The 26,982-nt window shown below is 54.7% G+C and carries 22 protein-coding genes and 1 pseudogene; 13 read left to right on the forward strand and 10 right to left on the reverse strand.

Annotation, left to right across the window (positions count from 1 at the left end; all coding sequences use genetic code 11):
- Positions 1-10: 10 nt before the first annotated feature.
- Both trpD and trpC read left to right on the forward strand, forming a co-directional pair.
- Positions 11-1,030 carry an anthranilate phosphoribosyltransferase gene (gene trpD / locus LG301_RS05170; RefSeq protein ID WP_404474013.1) on the forward strand — a complete coding sequence of 340 codons (1,020 nt, stop codon included), beginning with the start codon at positions 11-13 and terminating at the stop codon, positions 1,028-1,030.
- An 8-nt stretch (positions 1,031-1,038) separates the two neighbouring features.
- Positions 1,039-1,842, forward strand: a complete 804-nt coding sequence (trpC, locus tag LG301_RS05175; protein ID WP_404474015.1) for an indole-3-glycerol phosphate synthase TrpC — start codon at positions 1,039-1,041, stop codon at positions 1,840-1,842.
- A 43-nt stretch (positions 1,843-1,885) separates the two neighbouring features.
- On the opposite strand, the gene LG301_RS05180 is transcribed toward trpC, so the two are convergent.
- Complete coding sequence (locus LG301_RS05180; protein WP_404474017.1) at positions 1,886-4,990, reverse strand: FAD-binding and (Fe-S)-binding domain-containing protein; 3,105 nt, start codon at positions 4,988-4,990, stop codon at positions 1,886-1,888.
- 216 nt (positions 4,991-5,206) lie between these two features.
- Here LG301_RS05180 and serS point away from each other — a divergent pair, with 216 nt between their 5' ends.
- The gene (gene serS / locus LG301_RS05185; RefSeq protein WP_404474019.1) at positions 5,207-6,484 is read left to right on the forward strand and encodes a serine--tRNA ligase; all 1,278 of its coding nucleotides are present in this window, start codon (positions 5,207-5,209) and stop codon (positions 6,482-6,484) included.
- Here serS and LG301_RS05190 read toward each other — a convergent pair.
- Entirely contained in the window at positions 6,426-7,256 is an 831-nt protein-coding gene (locus LG301_RS05190) for an SIMPL domain-containing protein (RefSeq protein ID WP_404474021.1), read from the reverse strand. The genes serS and LG301_RS05190 overlap by 59 nt on opposite strands.
- Positions 7,257-7,463: 207 nt before the next feature.
- Between LG301_RS05190 and LG301_RS05195 the strand changes: the two genes are divergently transcribed.
- Entirely contained in the window at positions 7,464-8,561 is a 1,098-nt protein-coding gene (locus LG301_RS05195) for an AI-2E family transporter (RefSeq protein ID WP_404474023.1), read from the forward strand.
- A 72-nt stretch (positions 8,562-8,633) separates the two neighbouring features.
- Here LG301_RS05195 and trxA read toward each other — a convergent pair.
- Positions 8,634-8,972 (reverse strand): annotated as a pseudogene (trxA, locus tag LG301_RS05200) (thioredoxin); the annotation flags it as partial.
- A 325-nt stretch (positions 8,973-9,297) separates the two neighbouring features.
- Between trxA and cysB the strand changes: the two are divergent.
- Positions 9,298-10,272, forward strand: coding sequence for an HTH-type transcriptional regulator CysB (gene cysB / locus LG301_RS05205; RefSeq protein ID WP_263065347.1), 975 nt, complete (start codon positions 9,298-9,300; stop codon positions 10,270-10,272).
- A 118-nt stretch (positions 10,273-10,390) separates the two neighbouring features.
- Here the strand turns inward: cysB and LG301_RS05210 are convergent, their stop codons facing one another.
- The gene (locus tag LG301_RS05210; protein ID WP_404474025.1) at positions 10,391-11,011 is read right to left on the reverse strand and encodes a phosphoadenosine phosphosulfate reductase family protein; all 621 of its coding nucleotides are present in this window, start codon (positions 11,009-11,011) and stop codon (positions 10,391-10,393) included.
- A gap of 142 nt (positions 11,012-11,153) precedes the next feature.
- A complete protein-coding gene (gene pabB, locus LG301_RS05215) occupies positions 11,154-12,533 on the reverse strand; it encodes an aminodeoxychorismate synthase component I (RefSeq protein ID WP_404474027.1) in 1,380 nt (459 codons plus the stop codon).
- 254 nt (positions 12,534-12,787) lie between these two features.
- Here pabB and LG301_RS05220 point away from each other — a divergent pair, with 254 nt between their 5' ends.
- The 6 genes from LG301_RS05220 to prpD all read left to right on the forward strand — a co-directional run bounded on the left by LG301_RS05220 (position 12,788) and on the right by prpD (position 21,244).
- Positions 12,788-13,531 carry a GntR family transcriptional regulator gene (locus LG301_RS05220; protein WP_404474029.1) on the forward strand — a complete coding sequence of 248 codons (744 nt, stop codon included), beginning with the start codon at positions 12,788-12,790 and terminating at the stop codon, positions 13,529-13,531.
- 43 nt (positions 13,532-13,574) lie between these two features.
- Positions 13,575-14,471, forward strand: coding sequence for a methylisocitrate lyase (gene prpB, locus LG301_RS05225; RefSeq protein WP_404474032.1), 897 nt, complete (start codon positions 13,575-13,577; stop codon positions 14,469-14,471).
- Positions 14,472-14,529: 58 nt separating this feature from the next.
- Positions 14,530-15,657: a 2-methylcitrate synthase gene (gene prpC / locus LG301_RS05230; protein WP_404474033.1), complete on the forward strand. Its 1,128-nt coding sequence runs from the start codon at positions 14,530-14,532 to the stop codon at positions 15,655-15,657.
- Between the two features lie 33 nt (positions 15,658-15,690).
- The gene (gene acnD / locus LG301_RS05235; protein WP_404474035.1) at positions 15,691-18,330 is read left to right on the forward strand and encodes a Fe/S-dependent 2-methylisocitrate dehydratase AcnD; all 2,640 of its coding nucleotides are present in this window, start codon (positions 15,691-15,693) and stop codon (positions 18,328-18,330) included.
- A 150-nt stretch (positions 18,331-18,480) separates the two neighbouring features.
- A complete protein-coding gene (gene prpF, locus LG301_RS05240) occupies positions 18,481-19,671 on the forward strand; it encodes a 2-methylaconitate cis-trans isomerase PrpF (RefSeq protein ID WP_404474037.1) in 1,191 nt (396 codons plus the stop codon).
- An 88-nt stretch (positions 19,672-19,759) separates the two neighbouring features.
- Positions 19,760-21,244: a 2-methylcitrate dehydratase gene (gene prpD, locus LG301_RS05245; RefSeq protein ID WP_404474039.1), complete on the forward strand. Its 1,485-nt coding sequence runs from the start codon at positions 19,760-19,762 to the stop codon at positions 21,242-21,244.
- A 76-nt stretch (positions 21,245-21,320) separates the two neighbouring features.
- Here the strand turns inward: prpD and LG301_RS05250 are convergent, their stop codons facing one another.
- Positions 21,321-21,608, reverse strand: coding sequence for a ComEA family DNA-binding protein (locus tag LG301_RS05250; RefSeq protein WP_404474041.1), 288 nt, complete (start codon positions 21,606-21,608; stop codon positions 21,321-21,323).
- A 274-nt stretch (positions 21,609-21,882) separates the two neighbouring features.
- Between LG301_RS05250 and pyrF the strand changes: the two genes are divergently transcribed.
- The gene (pyrF, locus tag LG301_RS05255) at positions 21,883-22,584 is read left to right on the forward strand and encodes an orotidine-5'-phosphate decarboxylase (protein WP_404474042.1); all 702 of its coding nucleotides are present in this window, start codon (positions 21,883-21,885) and stop codon (positions 22,582-22,584) included.
- A gap of 3 nt (positions 22,585-22,587) precedes the next feature.
- Here the strand turns inward: pyrF and lapB are convergent, their stop codons facing one another.
- From lapB to LG301_RS05270, 3 genes are all read right to left on the reverse strand, one after another.
- On the reverse strand, positions 22,588-23,787 hold the full coding sequence (gene lapB / locus LG301_RS05260; protein WP_404474044.1) for a lipopolysaccharide assembly protein LapB: 1,200 nt from the start codon (positions 23,785-23,787) through the stop codon (positions 22,588-22,590).
- Positions 23,788-24,093, reverse strand: a complete 306-nt coding sequence (locus LG301_RS05265; protein ID WP_263065326.1) for a LapA family protein — start codon at positions 24,091-24,093, stop codon at positions 23,788-23,790.
- 109 nt (positions 24,094-24,202) lie between these two features.
- Complete coding sequence (locus tag LG301_RS05270) at positions 24,203-24,499, reverse strand: integration host factor subunit beta (RefSeq protein ID WP_263065324.1); 297 nt, start codon at positions 24,497-24,499, stop codon at positions 24,203-24,205.
- A gap of 230 nt (positions 24,500-24,729) precedes the next feature.
- Here LG301_RS05270 and LG301_RS05275 point away from each other — a divergent pair, with 230 nt between their 5' ends.
- Complete coding sequence (locus tag LG301_RS05275) at positions 24,730-25,023, forward strand: succinate dehydrogenase assembly factor 2 (protein WP_404474047.1); 294 nt, start codon at positions 24,730-24,732, stop codon at positions 25,021-25,023.
- A 334-nt stretch (positions 25,024-25,357) separates the two neighbouring features.
- Here the strand turns inward: LG301_RS05275 and nadB are convergent, their stop codons facing one another.
- Complete coding sequence (gene nadB / locus LG301_RS05280) at positions 25,358-26,977, reverse strand: L-aspartate oxidase (protein WP_404474049.1); 1,620 nt, start codon at positions 26,975-26,977, stop codon at positions 25,358-25,360.
- Positions 26,978-26,982 lie beyond the last annotated feature (5 nt).

Genomic DNA, 26,982 nt, shown 5'->3' on the forward strand with positions numbered 1-26,982 from the left:
TTTCCTGTTCATGCAAATGCGAGATGCAATTAACGCGGTGATGCGCCGCGAAGACCTCTCTTTCGATGCGATGCACGCGCTGATGCGTCAGATCATGACCGGCGAAGCCTCTGACGCGCAAATTGGCAGCCTGCTGGTGGGGCTGGCCATGAAAGGGGAAAGCGCTGAAGAGATCAGCGCTGCCGCCCAGGTGATGCGCGAGCTGATGAAGCGCGTCGAACTACACACCGACAACGTGGTGGATATTGTCGGCACCGGTGGCGATGGTGCGAACCTATTTAATGTGTCTACTGCGTCCAGCTTTGTAGCCGCTGCCGCAGGCGCCCATGTTGCCAAACACGGCAACCGCAGCGTGTCTTCCTCTTCGGGCAGCGCTGACTTATTCGATATTGCCGGCATCTATCTCGACTTAAAACCTGAGCAAGTGGCGCGCTGCATTGAGCAGGTAGGCGTTGGCTTTATGTTCGCACCTAACCACCACCCCGCCATGCGCTATGCCATTGGGCCACGCCGAGAAATGGGTGTGCGTACGCTGTTTAATATTCTTGGCCCGTTAACCAACCCCGCCAGTGCGCCCAATCAAGTACTGGGCGTGTATTCCGCTGAGCTGGTGCCGCTGATGGCCGAAGTATTGCGCACGCTGGGCAGCCGCCATGTCATGGTGGTGCACTCTGAAGATGGCTTGGATGAAATCTCTCTCGCGGCGCCCACCCTGGTGGCGGAACTAAAAGAGGGCGAGATTACCCAGTACACCATTACCCCGGAATCTCTGGGCATTGAGCGCCAAAGCTTGGCGACGCTAAAAGCCGCCAGCGCGGAAGATAGCCTGCGTTTGGTGAAAGCCGCGCTAAGCGGTGAAGGAGCCGCAGCGGATATGGTGGCACTCAACGCCGGGGCCGCGCTCTACTGCGCGGGCGTGGCCGATAGCCTGAAAGAGGGCGTGATGGTGGCCCAGGACGCCCAGGCTTCCAAACTACCGCTTGAGAAGCTCAGAGAGCTTTCGCACTTCACTAGCGTCTTTAAAGGGTAAAACTTCTAATGAGTGACCAGGCAACGCCGACTATTTTAACGCGCATTTTGGCCCGTAAAGAGCAAGAAGTCGCTGAGCGCCAGCAGGCAGTCTCCGAGGCGGATCTGTTAGCGCTGGCGGAGAAGCAAAGTGCGCCTCGTGGCTTTATTAACGCACTCAATCAGCGTATTGCGGCAGGCGACGCGGCAGTGATTGCTGAGGTGAAAAAAGCCTCGCCCTCTAAAGGCGTGATGCGGGAAATGTTTCACCCGGCGGAGATTGCCAAAAGCTATGCCGAGGGCGGCGCGGCGTGCCTTTCCGTGCTTACCGATGCCGACTTCTTCCAGGGTCATGAAGATTACCTGATTGCCGCTCGCGATGCCTGCGACCTGCCGGTGATTCGCAAAGACTTTATTACCCACGGCTATCAGGTCACTGAAGCGCGCGCCATTGGCGCGGATTGCATTCTGCTGATTGTGGCGGCCCTCAATGACGCCCAGCTACGCGACCTGCACCAGCAGGCCAACGCATTGGGGATGGATGTGCTGGTGGAAGTTCATGATGCGGATGAGCTAGAGCGCGCTCTGGCGCTGGATCTGAAGCTGGTAGGCATCAACAATCGCAATTTGCATACGTTTGATACCAGCCTGAATACCACGCTGGATTTGCTGCCGCGTATCCCTGAAGGCGTCACCGTGATTACCGAATCCGGCATTCATACCCGTGACGATGTGGAGCTGATGCGTGATCACGAGGTCAACGGCTTCTTGGTGGGTGAAGCGTTTATGCGCGAAGAGGACCCGGGTTTGGCCCTCAAGCGACTGTTTTTCTAAACGCTCCACACGGATACAAGCAAGCCCCAGCAGGCCAGCCGCGTTAGCGGCTGGCCTGTTTCATGCAGATCAGCAGAGCTTGCAGCGGGTGAGGCAAGGTTTGCGCTGAGTAGCGCTTCACCTGGCTGCGGCAGGAGTAGCCCGTGGCAAGCAGCTTGCCCGCGTTCTCCTCAGCTTCGACCTGGGGCTGCCACGACTGGGCGTAGATTGTTTTCGATGTTTCGACATTACGGGTTTCATGCCCGTAGGTGCCGGACATGCCGCAGCAGCCCGTGGTGGCCAGCTCTAACTGCAAACCAAACGCCGCAAATACCTGCTGCCACGCTTTCGGGCTGCCCGGGGCGTTGGTTTTTTCGGTGCAGTGGGAAAGTAGCTTAAAGCCCGGGTCTTTGAGCGTGAGCTGGCCGGGGGGGAGGGTGTTGACGCGGGTGGCTAGCCACTCTTGCAGCATCAGCACATTGGGCACCTGCTCTTGCCCCAGCGCTTTGACGTACTCCTGGCGGTAGGTCAGTGTCATGGCAGGGTCGATGCCTACCATGGGCACCTCGAACTCACTAAGCGCGCGAAGGCGTTTGGCCTGCTTTTCTGCCGTGCGCTCAAAGGCACCTAAAAAGCCCTGTACGTGCAGCGGCTTGCCGTTGGCGGAAAACGGCATGACAAACACGCGCAGATCCAGACGCGACAGCAGTTCCACCACATCCATTACCAGCTTGGCTTCAAAGTGGGTGGTGAAGGCGTCTTGCACAATCACTACGCTGTTGGCCCGCTGCTGCTCGGTGAGTATCGCCAGCGATGTGGGCGTGGCTTCCGCAACGCCCCAAGCGCGCAGCTGTTTTTTCACACTGGCGCGAGAGAGTTGCGGTGAGTCGCTTATTCCCATTCCTGTGCTCATCAGCTTTTCCACCCAGCGTTGCCCAAGGGCGGCGTTGTACAGGGGAGCAGCCTTGGCAAGCGTGGGCAGCATAAACTCGGTGCCGCCAATTACGTAGTCGCGCAGCGGGCGCAGGTAGCGGCCGTGATACACCTCTAAAAACTGCGAGCGAAACTGCGGCACATTGACCTTGATAGGGCACTGGCCCGCGCAGGATTTACACGCCAAACATCCCGCCATGGCGTCATAGACTTCATGGGAGTAGTCGTGGTGCTGCTGGCGGCTCAGGGTATTCATCAGCCGCTTGGGGAAACTTTTGATAAAGCCCCAAGTGCGCTCGGCTTTCTTTTTACGCGACTCTTCTACGACATCAATGCCCGCTTCGGACTGCAGGCGCAGCCACTCGCGAATCAGGCTAGCGCGGCCTTTAGGGGAGTGGCGGCGGTCGCGGGTAGCCTTCCACGATGGGCACATGGGGTCGTCCACATCGTAGTTGTAGCAAGCGCCGTTGCCGTTGCAGTACACCGCTGCGTCGTAGGCCTGCCAAGCCCGCTCGTCAATGGTGCGGTCTAGCTGGCCGCGCATGGGCACGCCGTCGACAGTGAGCAGTTCCGGGTCGTTCTCTTTAGCAATTAATCTGTTGTTGTCAGAAGGTGAAGCGATCTTGCCAGGGTTGAGCTGGTTATGTGGATCAAACGCTGTTTTTACCTGCTGCAGGCAGGGGTAGAGCTCACCGAAGAACTTAGGCCCGTACTCGGAGCGCACGCCTTTACCGTGTTCGCCCCACAGCAGCCCGCCGTATTTCTGGGTAAGCGCGGCGACTTCATCGGAAATCTCACGAATCAATTTTTCTTGTTCGGGATCTTTCATATCCAGCGCCGGGCGCACGTGCAGCACCCCCGCATCTACATGGCCGAACATGCCGTAGGAGAGCTTGCGGGCATCCAACGCGGCGCGAAACTCGGTAATAAAGTCGGCCAAGTGCTCTGGTGGGACAGCCGTGTCTTCAACGAAGGCTAGTGGACGTTTTTCGCCCTGTACGTTGCCGAGCAAACCCACCGAGCGTTTGCGCATCGCGTAGACTTTTTGGATATGCGGGCGGCCTTCGGCCAGGGTATAGCCTAATCGCTCTACGGTAGGGTCTTGGCTCAAATGGTCAGTAAACGCCTGCACCCGCTCGGCCAAACGCTCAGGGTCATCATCGTTAAACTCGATCAGGTTAATGCCCTGAATGGGCACGCTGCCCGCTGGGAAAAACTCAGCGACGCTGTCCCACACGAAGTCTTCCATCGCCAGCTGCAGTACCGTGTCGTCCACGGTTTCAATGGACGTTGGCTTTGCGCTGCTGACCATCAGCGCCTTGGCATCCCGCAGCGCATCCATAAAGCTTGGGTAGCGCACGTTGACGAGGGTGGAGTGCTTGGGAATCGGCAAGACGTTGAGCACGGCTTCGTTTAAAAAGCCCAGCGAGCCTTCCGAGCCGCACAGCAGGCTGTTCAGGTTGAGCTGGCCCTCCGTCTCCCGGAGATGCGCCAAATCGTAGCCGGTGAGACAGCGGTTGAGCGGCGGGAATTTCGCTTCTATCAGCGCACGCTGTTGGTCGATGATCTCAGCGGCGGTGGTATGTACACGACCGAGAATGCCGGATTGGGCAACGGCCTGTTGCTCTTCGTCAGCGCTAAGCGGGCGGCTGTGCAAGTGTTGGCCGCCGAGCAGAACGGTATCCAACTCCAGCACGTGGTGGCGGGTTTTGCCGTACTCGCAGCTGCCCTGGCCGCTGGCGTCGGTGGAGATCATGCCGCCGATGGTGGCGCGGTTAGAGGTGGAGAGTTCCGGCGCGAAAAATAGCCCATGAGGCTTCAGCGCGGCATTGAGTTGATCCTTCACCACGCCCGCCTGAACGCGAACCCGCCGTGCTGCCACGTCAATTTCTAGAATCTGATTCATGTGGCGAGAGACATCTACCACGATACCGTCGGTCAGCGACTGGCCATTGGTGCCGGTGCCGCCTCCTCGCGGGGTCAGCACGATATCGCGGTGGGGTAGCTCACCAGCTAGCTTGGCAAGGCGCTCAAGATCTTCCGCGTGTTTGGGAAACACCGCCGCCTGGGGCAGGCGCTGGTAAATCGAGTTATCCGTTGCCAGCACGGTGCGGTTGGCGTAATCCGGCGCTATTTCGCCTTCAAAACCGCGTGCGCGCAGGGCTTCGAGAAAACGCTTATAGTGGCTGCTAAGGCGTTCAAAAGGGGCCGTGCGAGAGTCCAAAGATGCAATCATAGGGGATCAAGCCGTCACTGCTGGAAGCGGATGGGGATAGCATTACTTTACCGCAGCTACTGCGGCGGTGCATCTTGATGTAGCGTCTTAGTGGTGGCTTAACGCTTCCTTGGTTTGAAACCCCATAGCCCCCTGTCCTGCTTTTGCCTACAATAGGCCCCTTTGCCACGGCGTTTGCGTGCCGTGTTTCACAGAATTCTGGCCAAGGGATAACTCATGCTCGATCCGAAACTGCTGCGCGGTGATCTTGATGCGACTGCGCAACAACTGGCCCGGCGGGGCTTCGAACTCGATAAAGCGGCACTGCAGGCGCTGGAGTCGCGCCGTCGTGAGTTGCAAACCCAGACCGAGCAGCTGCAAAACGAGCGTAATATGCGCTCCAAAGCGATTGGTAAGGCCAAGGCTAGCGGCGAAGATATTCAGCCGCTCTTGGATGAAGTGAGTGATTTAGGCGAGCGCCTGGATAAAGCCAAGAAAGAACTGGCTGAAGTGCAGGAAGAGTGGGACGACGCGATTAGCGGAATTCCGAACCTGCCCCATGAGAGCGTGCCGGAAGGTAAAAGCGAAGACGATAACGTCGAGTTGCACCGCTGGGGCACACCGCGTGAGTTCGACTTCGAGGTACTGGATCATGTGGACTTGGGCAAAAAGTCCGGTTATCTCGATTTCGAGTTGGCGGCCAAGCTGACCGGCGCGCGCTTTGCGGTGATGCGTGGACCTATTGCGCGCCTGCATCGTGCGCTGGCGCAGTTTATGCTGGATACGCAAACGCAACAGCACGGCTACGAAGAGTGCTACGTGCCTTACATGGTGAATCGCGATTCACTGATGGGTACCGGCCAACTGCCAAAATTTGGCGAAGATCTGTTTAAGCTCAATGATGAGCGGGAATACCACTTGATTCCCACTTCTGAAGTGCCGCTAACGAACTTCGTGCGCGATGAGATTGTGGAGCTGGCGGCGCTACCCATGAAACTGACTGCGCATACGCCATGTTTCCGTTCGGAGGCGGGCGCTTACGGTCGTGATACCCGTGGCATGATTCGTCAGCATCAGTTCGATAAAGTCGAGATGGTGCAGATTGTAGAGCCGGAGAAGAGCTACGAAGCGTTGGAAGAGATGCGTGGTCATGCTGAAGCTATTCTGCAGGCGCTTGAGTTGCCCTACCGCGTGGTGACACTGTGTACTGGCGATATGGGCTTTGGGGCCGCGAAAACCTACGATTTAGAAGTATGGTTACCCAGCCAGGAGACATATCGGGAGATTTCGTCGGTTTCTAACTGTGAAGATTTCCAGGCACGCCGCATGCAGGCGCGTTACCGCCATCCGGATTCCAAAAAGCCGCAACTGCTGCATACGCTGAACGGTTCAGGCCTGGCGGTAGGGCGCTGCCTGCTGGCGGTACTTGAAAACCACCAGCAGGCGGATGGGTCGATTACTGTTCCGGCTCCCCTGCAACCCTACCTGGGCGGCCTCGAGCGTCTTGCCCTCTAAGCGTCCATTCAACATTCACCCCGGCATCGATACGGATGGTGCCGGGGCGGTAGTCATTGGCTGAGCCGCTGCCCATGGCGTCGCTCTCAGCGCGCATAGCCATCATGCGGGGCTGAAACGTCGGTGCCTGGGTCTCTTCAACGCGCTGTACTTGGCCCAGCCTTACGCCCAGCGTGCTGGCCATGAGATCCGCTTTGTGGCGCGCTTTTTCCAATGCTTTGGTCAGTGCCTCATCGGTGGCGGCGTCGCGATCTTGCAGGTCGAACTGCACTCCGTCGAGCGTGTTGACGCCGGCACTGATCATAGCGTCAAACACCTCGCCTAATTGGTCTATATTAGTTAGCTCAATACTGAAGGGGCGCTCCAAGCGGGTGCGTATCAGGGTATCCTGCTCACCGTTATCGTTACGCGGGCCTGCGACATGTTGAGGATAGACATTGAGTGACCCTGCCTGAATAGCGCGCTGTTCAATGCCGATCTCTTCCATCGCCTTAATTAGCTCGCTAGCACGATGTTCAAGCCGTTGTCGTGCCTCACTAAGCTCGGCACTGTCAGTCTCTTCCAGCGTAGAAACCGCTGGGGTATTTTCCCAAAGCCGTGCTGAAAGCGTCGCCTTATCGGGTTCTACTTCCACCCATGATTGGGCTTGGACATGCAAACTGGGTGGGGTGGGAGATGCTGCGTGAGCTGTTGATGTTGCCAGAAGAGCGAGAAGCGCGCTGCCAAGCACGCCATCGCGCAAACGTTTTAGTTGTGGCGTTGCTGAACTCATGGGTCACTTCCTTACTGAGAGAGCCAATAATTAGATTTTATTAACGTAGAGTTTACTAACGTAGAGTGTGACGCTGCTTTGAAGGGCGAAACACCATAAAGTTCATCGGCGAAGAGTCGATGCCAAATAGTTGCTTAATAGCGTCATGGTTTGTGCAATATTGCACGAGCAGCCATGATGTATGGATAACATGCTAAGGAAAGGGCAATGTCGAAATTATCGGATGAGGATTATCGCAGTATCCCCTTGAATGCGACCCTGGCGCTTGCCGCGCTCGTAGTGATTGTGGCAGGTATGAAGGCGGGGGCAGATCTTCTAGTCCCTCTTTTATTAGCGGTATTTATTGCGGTTGTATGCACGTCACCTGTTCAGTGGCTGCACCGTAGTGGTTTAAGCCGGGGGGTCTCGGCATTTTTGACATTGATGGTGCTGCTGGGATTTATTTCCTTGATAGGCTTGCTGGTGGTGAACAGCTTTAGCACCTTCATTGAGGCCCTGCCCGATATTGAGTCGCGTTTGTACGAACACTACTGGGATTTGCTCAACGCGCTCTCTAGTCGCGGGTTGGCGATTGATCCTGACCAGCTCAGTAATATGCTTGCCATGGAAGATAATGGGTCGTGGGTGGCAACGTTATTGGGGGAGTTGGGTAATCTTTTTATGCAGGGCAGCATTATCGCGCTGCTGGTCATTTTTATGCTGTTCGAAACGCTTAACTTCCGAGATAAAGTGTCGCGTGCCCTTGAGAATCCAGCCCCAAGTTTAAAACGCTTTAGCGAGTTTAGTTTAACGCTGAAACGCTACCTAGCGGTGAAGACCGTTATTAGCTTGGCTACTGGGGTATTGGTCTGGCTTTCTTGCTTGTTGGTGGGAGTGGAGTTTCCGTTGTTATGGGGGGTGCTGGCGTTTGCGCTAAACTTCATCCCTAATATTGGTTCGGCCTTGGCGGCTATTCCTCCTGTGCTGCTACTGCTGGTTTCCCAAGATGGCGGGGTATTACAGGCGTTTTTGCTTGCTTCAGCTTACTTAGTGATCAATTTTATTTTAGGAAATCTTATTGAGCCTCGCGTGATGGGCCAAGCGTTAGGGCTTTCTACCTTTGTGGCTTTTCTCTCGTTAGTTGTGTGGGGGTGGATCTTTGGTGCTGCGGGCATGTTGTTATCGGTGGTTTTGACGATGACGCTGAAAATTGCCTTGGACAGCCATCCGCAGACGCGCTGGATTGCGCACTTGCTGGGGCCAGGAGGGCAGCGTCGAGCGCGTCTTGGCGATGCCCGACGTCCACCTTGGAAGCGTCGAGAATAAGAGAATAAAGAGAGTGTGGTGGGAGCTGCAAACAGTAACCGCTGGCTTAGCCAGCGGTTACCTCAGCGCGGATTAGGCGTTTTGATCGATAAATTGAGTCAGCTGGGATTTAGATTGTGCACCTACCAGTGAAGCTACTTTCGTGCCTGACTTAAACAACATGACCGTTGGTACGCCGCGTACACCTTGCTCAGCGGCGATTTCGGGTGCGTCGTCTACGTTCACGCTTACAACTTTAATATTGTCGCCACGCTCAGCGGCCACTTCATCAACCACAGGCGCCATGACTTTACAGGGGCCGCACCAGGGGGCCCAGAATTTCAGCAGGACAGGCTGTTCGGCGTTAAGGACTTCTTGCTCGAAATTGGCGTTGGTGACATCAACGTTAGTAGCCATTTGATTCTCCCGTTTGCGTTGCTCTTGCTGTTACGTTGCCTCAAGTGGAGCAACGGTCTTTACGCGGTTTATTAGCGCACTCACACCGCGCCAAGTGGGCAGATGTTAGCGGGCGCGGAGGATGCTGGCAAATTTACTACGATGGCGCGCCATGGGACAGAGAAATTAAAAGATGCTCATAGACGCTATTTTTTATACTATAAGTGAATTATAGAGTGTTTTTTTATTCATATTAGTGCTCTTGACGCGTGCAGAAAAAAGCATTTCGAGAAAAACATACACCCTAGTAGCGTGAGGATACGCTTTGGCGTGCTTCCTACAAAGATAATCAGGTGAGGATATGAAGCTACAGCAACTTCGCTATATCTGGGAAGTCAACCGTCACAATTTGAACGTGTCGGCTACTGCTCAGAGTCTATTTACCTCTCAGCCGGGTATCTCCAAGCAAATACGTTTGTTAGAGGACGAGCTGGGCGTCGAGATTTTTGCTCGCAGTGGTAAACACTTAACCCGCGTAACGCCCGCAGGGCAATCGATCATTGAGCTTGCCGGGCAAGTGCTTAAGCTAAGCGAGAATATTAAGCAGGTAGCGCAAGAGCATAGTGACGAGCGCCGTGGGAGCTTAGCGATTGCTACCACCCATACTCAGGCTCGCTATGCACTGCCGCCGATCATTAGTGAGTTTACCCAAAAGTACCCGGAAGTAGCCCTTCATATGCAGCAGGGCACGCCTAAACAGATTGCTCAGATGGTGAGCGAAGGATTAGCGGATTTTGCGATAGCTACTGAGTCGCTGGAGCTTTTCACCGATTTAGTGCTGCTGCCTTGCTACCGCTGGAATCGCTGTGTATTGGTGCCGAAAGGGCATCCGCTTGCTTCGCTTAAAGGGCCACTTACGCTGGAGGCGCTGGCAGAGCATCCGCTGGTCACGTATGTCTTTGGCTTTACCGGCCGTTCGCAGTTGGATGATGCCTTCAAGGCCCAGGGGCTGACCCCCAATGTGGTGCTAACCGCTGCAGACGCCGATGTAATCAAAACCTATGTGCGATTAGGTATGGGCGTGGGTATCGTCGCCCATATGGCGGTAGACCCAACATTGGATAGTGATCTAGTTGCGCTGGACGCTAGCCATCTATTCGCCAGTTCTACAACGAAAATCGGCATACGTCGTGGCACCTTCATGCGTGGCTATATGTATGATTTTCTAGCCCGGTTTGCACCACATTTAACCCGCGAGCGCGTGGATGAGGCATTATTGGCGGGCCCTCGTTACGAGCATGCGCTGTTCGAAGGCGTTGAACTTCCAGAGTATTAGTTCTAACTAACCAAGTACGCCCAGGCTAAAAGCCTGGGCGTACTTATTTCTTCGCTACTTTCTTTGCTACTTTTTCGATACTTTCTTCACGACTCGCTATGCACGAGGTGCTTTAGCGCTAGTGCTGAAGATGTAGGCCACACTCACGCTTCTCTTCTACTTTAGTGGGGTCGAAATAGTCGAAGTTATTAGGTAAGTCATGGGTTTGCAAGTATTCATACATATCTTTCGCACTCCACTGGAGCAGCGGGGCAACTTTTAACAGGCCATCGCTGTTGCGACTAGCGACCTGCATTTTGGCGCGCTCTGGGGTGTCTTCGGCGCGCAGCGCAGTGAACCATACGTCTGGCTGCATGTCTCGCAAGGCACGTTCAAACGGCTCGATCTTAACTTCTTGAGTAAAGGCTGCATGGCGTGGGTCGTCAATGCCAGGCATTGGCCCTTCCAGTGCTTCCCGGTGGGCGCGGGTGCGTTTTGGTAAAAAACTCACCATGTTGAGATTAAGGCGCTGGATTAGCGCGTCGGCAAACTGATAGGTGGCGTCGGTGTTGTAGCCGCTGTCCATCCATACAATGGGGATATCGGGACGTACTTGGGTCACCATATGCAGAATGACCGCTTCAAACGGGCGAAAATTAGTGGTGCAAATGGGTCGACTGCCCTGGCGAAAAGCCCACTCAATTAGGCCTTGGGGGTTGTTGGCAAAGTCGTGGTTAATGTCGTCAAGAACTGAGGACATGCAGCCTCCCTTTCATTAATAAACTGTAAAACGTGCCGTTAAACCTTGGCTGTTAGCGCTAGACTAACAAAGGGAGGGCCTCTCTCCCCAATACCGTTTGGTTAGGCTTTTATATTTCTTTTTGATTTAAGCGGGTGTTTTTTTATTCCAAGGCGCCTATTAAATGACGGATTTTATCGAGTGTTTCCGTGTACTCTTCTTCGGCTTTTGAGTCGGCCACTAGGCCCCCTCCACCCCATACGTGCAGCGTACCAGCGTCTGCTACCATCGTGCGTATCGCGATTGAGGTATCCATACTGCCCCGGGTGTCTAAATAACCTAGGCTGCCGCAGTAGACGCTCCGCTGGCAGGGTTCCAGTTCGTCGATAATCTGCATGGCGCGTATCTTTGGGGCGCCGGTGATGGAGCCACCCGGAGAGGCCGCCGTTAGCAGCGACAAGGGAGAATGATTTTCGGCCAACTGGCCCTGCACCACGCTAACAAGGTGGTGCACGTTAGGGTAGCTCTCTAGCTGGCAAAGTTGTGGCACTCGAATCGTGCCTGGGGTGCATACGCGGCCGAGGTCGTTGCGCAACAAATCCACAATCATGACATTTTCAGCGCGGTCTTTGGTGCTGCTAAGTAGCTCCTCGGCCAGCGTGCGATCCTCCTCTTGGGTACTGCCCCGGGGGCGCGTGCCTTTAATAGGACGTGTCTCTACTAACCCGTCTCGACACTGGATAAAGCGCTCTGGCGAAAGTGATAGCACTGCTTGGTTGTTCCACGCCATAAATCCCGAGAAGGGCGTTGGCGTGGCTTTTCTCAGCCGCAGATACGCCTGCCACTCATCCCCTTGGTAGCGGGCTGAAAAGCGCTGGGCCAAGTTGATTTGATAACAATCTCCCGCGCGTATATAGCGCTGAACAGCATCAAAGCGTTCGGTGTAGTCCGCTTGGCTAAGCTCGGCTTGAAAGGCGCTGGTTAAAGAGAAGGGGGCATTGCCCTCGTCGAGGGGTTGCGCGAGCCATTCGGTGACCTGCTGTTGCCGCAAAGGGGAGGCGACTAGCCACGCTTGGCGCTGCTCATGGTCAATAGTGATACACCAGTCATATAGTCCAAGCCGAGCCAAAGGTAGCGCCGTGGCGCTGGGGTGCTGACTAGAAACCGCTAAGTTATTGCGGCCTAAATCGTAGCTCCAGTAGCCAATAAGTCCACCTAAAAAAGGCAGCTCGCTCTCTACTTGGGGGCTGGGTAGTTGCGCTAACAGCCACTCTTGTAGGGCGAAGCTGTTGGCTGACGTACTGCTATCTATATCACTAAATGCGGCAGGCAGCTGGAGCTGAGAGGAGTTAAACAGCGGATGGCCGGTTGGTGTGATTTCAAGCGTTGCCAGCGGGTCACTGCTCAGTATGTCATAGCGTCCGGTGGCTACCGGGCGCCCGCTATCAAGCAGCACTGCGCCGGGGCGCTTTCGCAAACGCGCAAATAGCGCCAGTGGGTCAGATGAATAAGGCAGGGCTGTAATGGTTAACGCCGTTGTCATGGTGCAAACGCCAGGCCGGTACAAGGGCGACATATCTTAGAGGTCGTTACCCGTACACACCAGTGAAATGCTTTGACGCCTTACACACGCTGTTATTTCAAGGTGCCGGGTTTGCTGTATGATTGTTGACAGCTTGAGTGTGTTTTGTTCGTTGCTTACAACGAAAGACGAATAACGTCGGGCTTTTTGCCTAGTTGACGGCGCAAAAATGACAAGCTAAAGTTCTTTCATCCATTGATTGTCGACAATTAAACATGACCCTATTCGTTTCTCCTTCACATCAGCGTGCTGATAAATCCTCTGAACAAATGTCGCCAGAAGTGCGCACGTTGGCTGAGCGGGTTTTCCATCAGTTACAAGACGCTATTGTGCGTGGCGAGCTGGCGCCGGGTAGTAAAATCACCGAGCCGGGATTGTCTAAAACCTACGGTATTTCACGCGGGCCGCTACGTGAAGCCATGCGTCGTTTAGAGGCGCACCGGTTGATTGAGCGTGTGCCCCATGTAGGTGCGCGGGTGGTTAAGCTTTCTATGAAAGAGCTGCTAGAGCTGTTTGATGTGCGGGAAGCCTTAGAGAGCATGGCGGCACGCTTGGCCGCTGAGCACATGTCTGCCGAGGAAATTAAGGGGCTGCGCGAAGTGTTGGCCCTGCATGAAAGCCAGACAGATCTAAAGCGAGGCGAGGCTTACTACCAGCGCGAAGGTGACCTTGATTTTCATTACTGCATCGTTCAAGGCAGTCACAATAAAATGTTGATGAACCTGCTTTGCGATGATCTTTACTACCTAGTGCGTCTTTATCGCACCCAGTTTAGTGCCAGCGGTAAGCGGCCCCAGCTCGCCTTTGTGGAGCATCACCGCATTGTAGATGCCATTGAGGCTGGAGATGCTGAGCTGGCTGAGCTGCTAATGCGGCGGCACGTTAGCGCTTCTCGGGCAAACGTTGCCGACCGTTACGCTGCCATTCTTGAACAACAATCAACATCATCAGCGGATTAGTGCGATAGGCCATTCCGTCAAGCCTTTTAAAGGAGCAACGCCCATGTCTACCTCATCTACTCTTACGCCAGGTGCTCGCTTTCGGGCCGCGCTAGAAGCGAACCGTCCACTGCCCATCCTCGGCACGATTAACGCGTATACCGCGATGATGGCTGAGCGAGTAGGGCACCAAGCGATTTATCTGTCGGGCGGTGGTGTGGCGAATGCGTCTTTTGGCTTGCCGGATTTGGGTATGACCAGCATGAATGACGTAGTCGAAGATGCGCATCGTATTTGCGGCGCGACTGACCTGCCGCTGTTGGTAGATATCGACACAGGCTGGGGCGGTGCCTTTAACATTTCGCGTACCGTGAAAGAGATGCAGCGTGCAGGCGTTGCTGCCGTTCATCTGGAAGACCAAGTGGCCCAAAAGCGCTGCGGACATCGCCCCAATAAGGCTATCGTGTCTCAGCAGGAAATGGTCGACCGTATTAAAGCTGCGGCAGATGCCAAACTAGACCCCGATTTTTACCTCATTGCGCGTACTGATGCCTTCCAGAAAGAGGGCCTAGACGCCGCCATCGAGCGCGCTAATGCCTGTGTGGAAGCCGGTGCCGACGCGATTTTTGCCGAAGCGGTGCACACGCTGGATGACTACCGTGCCTTCTGTTCGCGCGTGAACGCCCCGATTCTGGCCAACATCACTGAATTTGGCGCAACACCGCTGTTCTCTCAGCAGGAGCTGGGGGAAGTGGGCTGCCGTATGGTGCTCTATCCGCTTTCCGCTTTCCGCGCCATGAATGCCGCTGCTCTGCAGGTTTACCAGAGCATTCTGGATAACGGCCATCAAAAAGAGGTGGTCGACATTATGCAGACCCGCGATGAGCTGTATGACTTTTTGAACTATCACGATTTTGAGCAAAAGCTCGACGCGCTGTTCGCTGAGCAGAAAGATGCGTAATAGCCGTTAAAAGAACGATTTAAAATTAAAATATAAAAGTACGAACAGGAGACACGACATGGCTGATAAACCGCAAAACAGTGCAGGACTCCGTGGTCAAAGTGCCGGTAGTACCGCGCTGTGTACGGTGGGTAAAACAGGATCTGGGTTAACTTACCGTGGTTTTGATATTAAAGAGCTGGCTGAGAAAGCGAAATTTGAAGAAGTCGCTTATTTACTGTTGAAAGGCAAGTTGCCTAATCAAGCCGAACTCGATAGCTATATTACCAAGCTGAAAGGGCTACGCGGTCTACCCGATGCCTTGAAGACCGTGCTGGAGCAAATTCCTAAAGATGCGCATCCGATGGATGTGATGCGTACAGGTACCTCCATGCTAGGTAACCTGGAAACAGAAGAGAGCTTTGACCAGCAGCAAGATGTTTCCGATCGGCTGCTAGCAGTGCTGCCCTCGATTATCTGCTACTGGTACCGCTTCAGCCACGACGGCGTTCGTATTGATACTGAAACCGACGATGCCTCAGTAGGCGGCCACTTCCTGCATATGCTGCGTGGCGAGCCTGCTTCTGAGCTGCATGCACGGGTCATGAACGTATCGCTGATTCTTTACGCTGAGCACGAGTTTAATGCGTCCACCTTCACGGCGCGCGTGTGTGCTTCGACGCTTTCCGATATGCACTCCTGCGTTACCGGCGCGATTGGTTCGCTGCGTGGCCCGCTGCACGGCGGTGCTAACGAGGCGGCGATGGCGATGATCGAGAACTGGGCGTCGCCAGAAGAAGCCGAGCGCGAAATGCTCGGAATGCTTGAGCGCAAAGAGAAGATCATGGGCTTTGGCCATGCGATTTACCGCGAGTCCGACCCGCGCAATGAGATCATCAAAGAGTGGTCGAAGAAGCTGTCTGAAGACGTCGGTGACAGCGTGCTTTACCCCGTGTCGGTACGTTGCGAAGAAGTCATGTGGCGCGAGAAGAAACTTTTCTGCAACGCCGATTTCTTTCATGCCAGCGCCTATCACTTTATGGATATCCCGACCAAACTGTTCACGCCGATCTTCGTTATGTCCCGCTTAACGGGCTGGGCAGCCCACGTGTTTGAGCAGCGTGCCAATAACCGCATTATTCGCCCCAGCGCCGACTACACTGGCCCTGAGAAGAGCGAATGGGTGCCCATCGAAGCGCGTGACTAACCCATAACGGGCCGTGATTAAGTGAGAGGCATTATGAACACGAATTATCGCAAGCCGCTGCCCGGCGTGACGGCAGACGGTGCCCCGGTCGATTTCTTTGACGCACGTCAAGCCGTTGAAGATATCAAGCCCGGCGCCTACGCAGCGTTGCCCTATACCTCCCGGGTGTTAGCCGAGCAGCTGGTGCGCCGCTGTGATCCAGCGCTGTTAACCGATGCGCTGAATCAGCTTATCGAACGCAAGCAAGATTTGGATTTCCCCTGGTACCCGGCGCGAGTGGTATGTCACGACATCCTTGGGCAGACCGCCTTAGTCGACCTAGCAGGCTTACGCGATGCCATTGCTGATAAGGGCGGCGACCCGGCGAAAGTAAATCCAGTGGTACCTACGCAGCTGATTGTTGATCACTCATTGGCCGTTGAGCACGCAGGGTTTGAGAAAGACGCGTTTGAGAAAAACCGTCAGGTGGAAGATCGCCGCAACGATGACCGCTTCCATTTCATTAACTGGACCAAAGTGGCCTTTGAGAACGTCGATGTAATTCCTCCCGGCAACGGCATTATGCACCAGATCAATCTGGAGAAAATGTCGCCGGTGGTGCAGTGTCGCGCTGATGAAAATGGTCAGAAAGTTGCTTACCCAGATACCTGCGTAGGCACCGATAGCCACACGCCCATGGTTGATGCGCTGGGCGTCATTTCCGTCGGCGTTGGCGGTCTTGAAGCCGAAAGCGTGATGCTTGGCCGTGCTTCGATGATGCGCCTGCCGGATATCGTCGGTGTCGAACTGACCGGTAAGCTGCAGCCAGGTATTACCGGTACCGATATGGTGTTGGCGATTACCGAATTCCTGCGTAAAGAGCGCGTAGTGGGTGCGTACCTGGAGTTTTACGGTGAGGGCGCCGATGCGCTGACCGTTGGCGACCGCGCGACCATTTCCAATATGACGCCAGAGTATGGCGCCACGGCGGCGATGTTCTACATCGACGACCAAACCATTGATTACCTCAAGCTGACAGGGCGTGAGGATGAGCAGGTAGCGCTTGTCGAGGCCTATGCCAAGCACACCGGGCTATGGGCCGATAGCCTCAAAACGGCTGAGTACGGGAGAATACTGCGCTTTGATCTTTCAAGCGTTAACCGGACCTTGGCAGGGCCTTCAAATCCTCACGCGCATCTGCCCACCTCGGAGCTTGCTCAGCGCGGTATAGCCGTTGATCTGGACAAAGCACGGGCCGATGAGCAAGCGGGCAAAATGCCGGATGGTGCAGTCATTATCGCTGCGATTACCAGCTGCACGAACACCTCCAACCCGCGCAACATGGTGGCAGCAGGCTTAATTGCCCGCAATGCCAACCGCTTAGGGTTAACCCGTAAACCGTGGGTGAAGTCGTCGCTGGCGCCGGGTTCGAAAACCGTCAAGATGTATCTGGAAGAAGCCAAGCTAATGGATGAGCTGGAAAATCTTGGCTTTGGTGTGGTGGCCTACGCCTGCACGACGTGTAACGGCATGTCGGGCGCTTTAGACCCAACGATTCAGGAAGAGATCATCGACCGGGATCTTTATGCCACGGCGGTGCTTTCGGGTAACCGTAACTTTGACGGGCGCATTCACCCCTATGCCAAACAGGCGTTTTTGGCTTCACCGCCCTTAGTAGTGGCCTACGCGATTGCGGGCACGATTCGCTTTGATATCGAAAAGGACGTGCTGGGCACTGACCAAGACGGCAACCCCGTTACGCTGAAAGATATCTGGCCTGACGATAGCGAAATCGATGCCATTGTGAAAGCCTCGGTGAAGCCGGAGCAGTTCCGTCAAACCTATATCCCCATGTTTGACCTCGACAAGAGCGCGCGCACCCAGGTCAGCCCGCTTTACGAATGGCGCCCCCAGAGCACCTATATACGCCGCCCCCCTTACTGGGAAGGCAATATGGCTGCCGAGCGCGGCTTGAAAGGCATGCGCCCACTGGCGATTTTGCCGGACAATATCACCACGGATCATTTGTCGCCTTCTAACGCGATCATGATGGACAGTGCGGCAGGTGAGTACCTGCACAAAATGGGCCTGCCTGAGGAGGACTTTAACTCCTATGCGACCCACCGCGGCGATCATTTAACCGCCCAGCGGGCGACACTGGCCAACCCCAAACTGTTTAATGAAATGGTGCATGACGAGCAGGGCAACGTTGTGCAGGGGTCGTTGGCGCGTGTTGAGCCGGAAGGCACTGTAACGCGGATGTGGGAAGCCATTGAAACCTACATGGCGCGTAAGCAGCCACTAATCATCATTGCCGGCGCTGATTATGGTCAGGGTTCCTCTCGTGACTGGGCGGCGAAAGGCGTTGCGCTGGCGGGTGTTGAGGCTATTGTGGCCGAGGGCTTTGAGCGTATTCACCGTACCAACCTAATTGGTATGGGGGTGATGCCGCTGCAGTTTGAAGAAGGCACCACACGTAAAACGCTAGCCTTGGACGGTACGGAAATCTTCGACGTAGAAGGTGCGCCTCAGCCCCGCGCCAAGCTGACGTTAGTGATTCATCGTCAGAGTGGTGCCACTGAACGAGTGCCGGTGATTTGCCGGATTGACACCGCCGAAGAGGTCACCATTTACTCAGCCGGTGGGGTATTGCAGCGTTTCGCCCAGGATTTTCTTGAATCCACCACGGCGTAGCCAAGCAGGCGTTAACCTTTAGCGCCAAGGCGATCACCCAAAGAGCCCGTCGCTAAGCGCCGGGCTCTTTTTCGGCATGTTGATAATGAATATGGTTATTGAGCGCAGTCATTAAGAATAATCATTGAGAAAAGTTAGGGAGTGTTATTTATGTCTCACGTTGCACAAATCAGTATTCCCGCCACCTACATGCGTGGCGGTACCAGTAAAGGGGTATTTTTCACACTGAGCGATTTGCCTAAAGCCGCCCAGGTTCCCGGTGAAGCCCGAGATAAGCTGTTAATGCGTGTGATCGGTAGTCCAGACCCCTACGAAAAACAGATCGATGGCATGGGCGGGGCGACATCCAGCACCAGTAAAACCGTGATTCTTTCTAAAAGTGAGTCACCAGATCACGATGTGGACTACCTATTTGGCCAAGTCTCTATTGATAAACCCTTTGTAGATTGGAGCGGCAACTGCGGCAATTTATCAGCGGCGGTGGGTCCTTATGCGATTGCCAATGGCTTAGTTGACCCTGCTAACGTGCCGGAAAACGGTATGGCGGAAGTGCGAATTTGGCAGGTTAACATCAGTAAAACCATCGTGGCTCACGTACCTATGGTCAATGGCCAAGTGCAGGAAACCGGCGATTTCGAGCTTGATGGTGTGACCTTTCCCGCCGCTGAGATCCCTGTAGCCTTTATGGACCCCGCAGACGGTGAGGGTGCGATTTTTCCAACGGGTAATTTAGTCGACGATTTAGATGTACCGGGAGTCGGTGTACTAAAAGCGACGCTGATTAATGCGGGGATTCCCACGGTATTTGTTAATGCCCAGGATATTGGTTACACGGGTTGCGAACTACAGGAAGCGATCAATAGTGATGCCAAGGCGTTGGCAATGTTCGAGACGATTCGTGCTCACGGCGCGGTACGTATGGGGTTGATAAAGCACGTTAATGAAGCGGCGAACCGACAGCATACGCCGAAGGTGGCGTTTGTGGCACCACCAGCCAGCTATACGGCTTCCAGCGGCAAACCGGTGAGTGCGGAAAACATTGATTTGGTGGTAAGGGCACTCTCAATGGGTAAGCTGCACCACGCCATGATGGGCACTGCAGCGGTAGCGATTGGTGCAGCCGCCGCTATTCAGGGTACGTTGGTAAATCTAGCCGCAGGTGGTGAAGAGCGTGACGCGGTTACCTTTGGGCATCCATCGGGATCACTGCGCGTGGGTGCCAAAGCCAGCCTAGTCAGCGGGCGCTGGCAGATCGATCAAGCCGTCATGAGTCGCAGTGCGCGGGTGCTGATGGAGGGCAAGGTACGTATCCCTGGGGATACCTTGCTGTCACATGCGTAGCGTCCATACTAAAAAGTGATTCTCAGGTCGAGTGCGCCACCGCTTGATCGTCCGAGACCCTACACAAAAATGCATTCAGGAGCTCGCTATGTCAGCTACGTCGGAAGTGAATCAGCGGCCCGATTATGATCTTGAAATCCAGCGTATTTCCGATTACGTGTTGAATTATCGCGTTGAGTCGAAGGAAGCGCTGGAGACTGCTCGTTACTGCCTGATGGATAGTCTTGGGTGCGGGCTGCTGGCACTGCGCTTCCCCGAGTGCACAAAGCTGCTTGGGCCTTGGGTAGAAGGCACGACAGTGCCCTGCGGCGCCCGTGTGCCAGGCACGTCGCTTCGCCTTGATCCCATAAAGGCGGCCTGGGATATCGGCTGCGTGATACGGTGGTTGGACTATAACGATACGTGGTTGGCGGCCGAGTGGGGGCATCCCTCCGACAATCTGGGGGCCATTTTGGCCGTGGCCGACCACCTGTCGCAAAAGCGCATTGCCCAGGGTGATGCGCCACTGTTAATGCGAGATGTGCTAGAAGCAATGGTTATGGCGCATGAGATTCAAGGTGTGCTCGCGTTAGACAACAGTTTCAACCGTGTGGGGCTTGACCACGTAGTATTAGTTAAGGTGGCCTCTACGGCGGTAGCGGCGAAGCTTTGGGGAGCGGATCGTGAGCAGCTGCTGTCGGCGCTTTCTCACGCCTGGGTAGACGGGCAAAGTTTACGCACCTATCGTCACGCGCCTAATGCCGGTTCACGCAAAAGCTGGGCAGCGGGGGATGCGACCTCGCGAGGGGTTTGCTTAGCAGATATTGCCCTGCGTGGCGAAATGGGCATACCCAGTGCGCTGTCTGCCCCGCAGTGGGGGTTCTACGATGTGCTCTTTAGCCATTCAAATAAAGACCTATGTCTTAAGCCTGAGGCCGAGCGCCGCCTGCGTTTCCAGCGTTCGTTTGGCAGTTACGTGATGGAAAATATCCTATTTAAGATCTCTTTTCCGGCTGAGTTTCATGCGCAAACGGCCTGTGAGGCAGCTGTGGCGCTGCATCCTGATGTAAAAGACCGATTGGATGAGATAGACAACATAGTGCTGACGACTCACGATTCTGCCATCCGCATTATCTCCAAGACCGGCGATCTCGCCAACCCGGCGGATCGTGACCACTGCTTACAGTATATGACGGCAGTACCCTTGATTTTTGGTGCGCTGAACGCTGAGCATTACGAAGATAGTTTTCACCGTGCGCATCCTGAGATTGATCGGTTACGTGAGAAGATGACGGTTGTTGAGGATCGTCGCTACTCTCAGGACTATCACGACCCTGATAAGCGCTCTATCGCCAATGCCGTTCAGGTGTTTTTTAAAGATGGCACCTGTACGGATAACGTGGTCGTTGAATACCCCGTCGGCCACCGCCGACGTCGTGATGACGGTATCCCCCTACTGATAGAAAAATTTAAGCGTCACTTATCAACGCGATTTCCGCCTCGCCAATGCCAGCACATTGAACAGTTATGTACGGATCAGGCGGCGTTTGAGGCGCTGCCCGTAGAGCGGTTTATGGCGGCATGGGTAATATAGCGGTGCATGCAAAGTACGGCTGTTCTGTTCCTTAACGCCCCGCTAAGGTGAGTGTCGGGGCGCTAAGGCTCCCCGTTTATTCGTCGCTGAAGACAACCTGATCGCGCATGCGGTCAACGGTGGCTGGCCCGATACCGTTAATGCGGGTTAAATCATCCGCCTGCTCAAATGCACCGTTAGTCTCGCGTTCTTCAATAATGGCAGCCGCTCGGCTTGGCCCTATACCGGGAAGTTCTGCGAGTAGCTCTTCGTCTGCGGTATTGACATTAATCGGTGCTACCGTCTGCGCTAAGACAGCACCTGATAGGCCCAAACCTAAGCTGAGTAGCAGCGCAATGAGCAATTTTTTTAATGTTGTTTGCATTGTTTAACATCCCTTGAGTGGTTGGTTGGGCCGCCTAGCGACGCTTTGCTATTGCAATAATTTGTCGAGCAATTGCTGTTTGGCCCGGCGTCTAAATTAGCGAAGTTTTAATAAGCCTTCGCCTTAATCAACTTAAGCGCTTCATCAGGAAAATTCTGTAAGTCATGTGCGATTGTTTTTGTAAGCCTTTTGCTACGGTTTATGAGCAAATCGCTTACACAGCAAGTCGGGTTGGGCTGTTACAATGCGCTAAAAATGCATGTGGAGTACGCCCATGGCTACCGATTCGCCCTTGATTATCGCCCTTGATTACCCCTCCTTGGATGCTGCTTTGTGCATGGCTGACCAGTTAGAGCCATCGCGCTGTCGTGTAAAAGTGGGTAAAGAGTTATTTACGCGCAGTGGCCCTGCTGTGTTAGAGGCTTTGCATGGACGTGGGTTTGACGTGTTTCTTGATCTGAAATTTCACGATATTCCTAATACGGTAGCAAGCGCTGTTCAAGCGGCGGCAGAACAAGGTGTTTGGATGGTTAATGTGCACGCTTCTGGGGGGCGTCGCATGATGGAGGCTGCAGTCAAGCGTCTTCAAGACCATCACTTATCAACGCACCTTATCGCCGTGACGGTGCTGACCAGTATGCAAGCCGAGGATTTACATGAGATGGGAGTAGTGGCCACGCCGCAGGAACAGGTGATGCGTTTAGCGGCGCTAACCCAGCAAAGCGGTTTGGGGGGGGTGGTGTGTTCTGCCCAAGAGTCAGCGCAAATTAAAGCCTTGTGCGGCGCTGAATTTTTGAAAGTTACCCCGGGTATTCGTCCAAGCTTTGCCGCTGCTAATGATCAGCAGCGGATTATGACGCCTGCCGAGGCGATGCGTGCGGGTAGCACTCATTTGGTCGTGGGGCGTCCTGTGACCCAGGCAGAAGACCCCATGGCAGCATTGGCAGCAATTGAAGCCGAACTCGCGGTGGTTTAATTATTATTCGCCTTCAATGCCAGTAATAGGCTTGATGGTGCCCCAGCGACGGCAGCTGGGGCACTGCCATACGAGGCGGTCGCTGGTAAACCCGCAGCGTCGGCACTGGTGGCGAGGCCGGCCTTGCATGAGTGCGCCTGTATGGTGCTTCAAGAGCAGTAGACGTGAGTCAGGCGGGGTTTTACCGCTAAGACGCTGGCTCTCCATATAGAGATCTACTAAGTAATCAAGCCCGCCTAAGCTTGGGGCCTCACTAAGCCATTCACCGGTGCGTTCGATAGCGCTATCAACGCCGTCGCGGTGATGTACTAGCTCTCCTAACGTAATAATCACGCTGGTATAAGGTGCTTGGCCAAGCAGCTGATAGAGCTGGGTCTCAAAGCCTTGTACGTCGTTGTTACGCTCATAGGCGCGTTGAAGGGCCGGCAGCATCGTGGGGATATGGGCAATATCTTGGCAAGGTATGCGCTCAAGTCCTTCAATAGCGCGACGGTAGTGTCCATTTTCCATTTCTAGCTCGGCTAGAAGCAGCGTTGCGCGGACGCAGTGCTCGTCGAGCTGTAGCGCCTTTTTTAGATGTTTCCGAGCCAGCGCGCGGCTAGACTGCTGAATTTCTTCTAAGGCTAGTTCGCAGAGCCAGTGTGCGGCGGGTCGGCGCATCCCCGGCTGCTGTTTGATAAGTGGTTGAGCAATGTCCAGAGCAGACTGCCACTCTTTTTCACGCTCTAATATATCGATTAATAAACGTTTGGCGTCTGCGTGGTACGGAGAGTTAACGGCGTGTGCTAAAAGCTCCCGCAGTAAACGTTGCGCGCGGTCATGGACGCCTAAGGCCATAAAGTCACGCGCTAGCTCAAGCTGAATATGCTGGTTGGTAGACGTAGAGAGCGCTGGGCGTGCTAGTAAGTTTTGGTGAATGCTGACGGCTTTGTCTGCTTCACCGCGCGCACGAAAGAGCTTACCGAGTGCAATGTGAGTGCCAATAGTATCGCTATTGACATCCAGTGCATGGATAAAGGTGTTGATCGCTTCGTCAGGCTGCTCGTTTAGAAGATAATTCAGCCCGACGAAGTACTCTCGGGATAGCTCTGGGGCGCCCGTCACTTCTTGTTGCCGGTGGCGGAGAGAGGCGCGTCGATAACCCAGGCCAAAACCAATGGCGATGGCTGCCAATAGTACACCCAGCAGCGCGAGATCATGCATTTACGCCACTTCCTTAAGCTCCTGAGTGCGTAAACGGTCTAGCTCTTTGCGCTGCTGCTTGCTGTGCCTTTCGCTGCGTGCCAGCCGCGCCTTCAGCCGTACATAAACACCCAGCATAGCGAGCATCCCTAGGATGACACCACAGGCTAACGTGGCCAGCAGCCAGACAGAAAGAGAGACGGGCGGCAGTTCTAACCAAATGAGGTTTAAGGCGACGGTTTGCTGGTTGTTGACGGCAAACAGAATGCCAACCAGTAATACAACCAGCAAGATGATGGCTAGAATCAGCCCTTTTATCCAACGCATTAGAGTTTCCTAGTCAGTGACGTTCACGGTGGTGCTATTGTGTCTGAGTCTGTAAGCGACGTCATCCCGCAGAAGGTCTGATATCCATCGAAAAGCACGCGATGCTTGGCTAGTAGCCAAGTGCACGGCTAGCATCTACCTGTTCGCGTAGCTCTTTACCCGGCTTAAAGTGAGGGACATATTTTCCCTCTAAATCAACAGGGTCGCCAGTTTTAGGGTTACGCCCTATGCGGGGTTCTCGGTAGTGCAGTGAAAAACTGCCAAAACCGCGTATTTCCACGCGGCCGCCGCTCGCTAAAGCGTCGGTCATATCATCCAGGATAATACGCACCGCCGTTTCCACTTCTTTGACGGATAGCTCCGGTTGCCGCATTGCGATTTGTTCGATCAATTCAGATTTGGTCATCGGTTGGCTCCCTGCGAACTGATAAGGCGCATAGACAGATAGATGCGTGCGACCTCGATAACATCGAATCCAGCATACTGCGCATGCCGATATAAAACAATTCAGATAAAACAAGGTACTAGGTTAATTAGTGCGAAACTGAATTACAGCATAGGCGAAGGTTGCTGCTGGCGCGACCCTGTGGCTTAGGTATACTGGCATTTCATTTCATCTATCCCGAGAGGCTGACGTTGAGCGACGATACTTCCCCAGCAGCAATATTACGCAAGCGACTTTACTGGCACTCTCGCCGCGGTATGTGGGAGCTGGATTTGTTGCTTATACCTTTCCTTGAGCACCGCTTTGATACGCTGAGTGAGGAAGATCAATTAGCTTATGAGCGGTTAATCGAAGAAGAGGATCAAGATCTGTTTGTGTGGCTAATGCATCGCGAATGGCCAGAGGATCCTGTTTTACGTCGATTGGTGCAGATGATCGTTGAGCATGCCGAAACCACCGATAACTCTGCCTATCGCACGCTCTAAGTGTCAAAGTGCTTGTCATGCTGTGTTAGCGCTAGGGCTTTGTAGTGTGTCGAGTGGATTAGTGCCTGTGTGGTGGGTGGCTATTTTGGCGCTTTGCACTGTCTATGTGGTGTGGTGTCAGTATCAGGCGCAGCCCAACGGTGAGCTGCAGTTAGTAAAAACTGGTACGCAGCTACTAGGGCGTTGGTTGCTGGCAAATGGAGAGCTAAGCGATGAACGGCCGGTGCGCTGTGACTATATTGGCCCGTGGCTGCTTGGTCTTTACGTGGGGTCGCAAAGGGTTTGGCTATGGCCTGATAGTTTGCCAGCCCATAGCCACCGAGCGCTGCGGCGTTTATGCCACCGGGCTGGTCGTTAGCTGCTGAAGTGTAAGCCTGGATGCTGTGGCGTCGCTCTGTTGCTCAGGCCAGTCCGTGGAGTAGTGCAGCCCTCGGGATTCATGACGATTCTGTGCCGCTAATACCGTCAGCTGGGCAAGTTGCAAGCACTGTTTGAGGCGAAGGCACTCTGGATGGACGGGCTGCTCGGCACGTGTGTCATTGGTAGCATTAAGCAGCGTCTTCAGTTTTACATCAATGTCGTTAAGTTTTTGGCGTGCGGTATTCAGACTTTGAGTGCTGCGCACAATAGAGACGTAGTGGCTCATTATTTCGCGCATCTCGTTGCGCATTGCATCAAGCGTGTTGATATCAACACCACCCGTCGCATGGTTAGGTGGCGCAACGATGTCGCTGGCGCAGGGCAGGCCAGCAGCTGGCTGGGCAAGTAAGTGCTTTGCACAGCTTCGTGCGTATACCAAACACTCCAGTAGAGAATTGCTTGCCATGCGGTTTGCGCCGTGGAGGCCAGTGCAGGCGGTTTCGCCTATGGCATACAGGTTGGCTACGTGGGTGGCGCCCTTGTCATCAGTTGCGACACCGCCACAGCTGTAGTGCGCTGCAGGCACCACGGGGATCGGCTGTTGGGTAATGTCTAGGCCACGCGTGGCGCAGTGAGCCAAAATCGTCGGGAAGTGATGGGCAATAGCCTCTTTACCCAGATGGCGAATATCCAACCACACATGCCCATGGCCGCCTTGCTGAATTTGCGCATCGATAGCCCGAGCGACCACATCGCGGGGTGCAAGTTCTGCGCGTGGGTCAATGTCGGGCATAAACCGATGGCCCGCTTCATTTAATAAATAGCCGCCTTCACCGCGCACGGCTTCGCTGATTAAAAAAGCGGGGCCTTCTGGGTCGAATAAGCACGTCGGGTGAAACTGTTGAAACTCAAGATTCATTAATACGGCGCCGAGTTCAGCTGCCATGACCATACCTTCTCCGCTGCTGGGGGAAGGCGTGGTTGTGTGGCGATAAAGCCCGCTGGAGCCGCCAGTGGCTAACACAGTGTGACGTGCTAATAAGGTTTGATAGTGCTGCTGTGCGTCTGTCCCCGTGGCGCCAATGCACTGGCCAGCGTCATTGCGGAGGAGGTTTAAAACCGTTAGGTCGTTGCGTTGGATAATGTTCGGATGCGCGCTGACTTTATTGAGCAGCGTATCGACAACAGCGCGCCCGGTGGCGTCATCTGCATGGATAATGCGCCGGGCGTTGTGTCCGCCTTCTCTAGTGAGGTGGAAAGGGTAGCGAGCAGCGGGGTCGGGGTCAGGGGTAAACGGTACGCCGTTATCAATGAGCCACTGAATAGCGGCGGGTCCATGGGTCACCGTGTATCTTACCGCGGCTTCATCGCACAGTCCGTCACCCGCAATTAGCGTATCTCGAACATGGGCTTCAAGATCATCGTCGGGGGATAGAACGGCAGCAATGCCTCCCTGAGCCCACCGGCTGGCGCCTTGGTCATCAATCGCAGGGCGGACTAGCGTCACTGAGAGGTGATCGGCAACCTCAAGCGCAAGGGTTAAACCGGCGACGCCGCCGCCGATAATCAGTACGTCGGATGTTGGCGTGCTCATGGGCC

Source organism: Vreelandella venusta, from assembly GCF_044809155.1.
In the GTDB taxonomy this organism is placed as follows: Bacteria; Pseudomonadota; Gammaproteobacteria; order Pseudomonadales; family Halomonadaceae; genus Vreelandella; species Vreelandella venusta_B.